Below are 429 nucleotides of genomic sequence, written 5' to 3' on the forward strand. Positions count from 1 at the left end.
GCAGCGTCGCAAGGCTTGCGATCTTCGCCATCTCCGAGAACCCGCCGCAGCCGCAAAGATCCGGCTGCAGGATATCGACCGCGCGGCTCTCGATTGCCGGCCACATGCCGTAGCGGCTATGCCAGGTCTCACCACCGGCAACCGGGATCGGCTGCCCGGCACGCACTTCGCGATAGGCGGAAAGCTGCTCCGGCACGACCGGTTCCTCGAACCAGTCGATGTCGTAGTCGGCCGCCCCCTTGCCAAGCCGGATCGCCTCGGTGACGGTGTAGCCGTGGTTGGCGTCGATCATCAGCCGCATCTCGTCGCCGATCGCCTCGCGCACCGCGCGGATGACCCGCAGGTCTTCGTCGATGCCGAAGCCGATCTTGATCTTGCAGGCATGGAAGCCTTGCGCCCGGCGTTCCGCCATCTCCAGCGCATTGTCGG

Annotated in this window: 1 protein-coding gene; it reads right to left on the bottom strand. The window is 66.2% G+C overall.

The window, feature by feature from the left end:
• Positions 1–429: enolase C-terminal domain-like protein (locus L981_RS32740; protein WP_043627006.1), on the bottom strand; the 429-nt coding region annotated here is incomplete at both ends.

Source organism: Ensifer sp. ZNC0028 (assembly GCF_000799055.1).
Taxonomy (GTDB): domain Bacteria; phylum Pseudomonadota; class Alphaproteobacteria; order Rhizobiales; family Rhizobiaceae; genus Ensifer.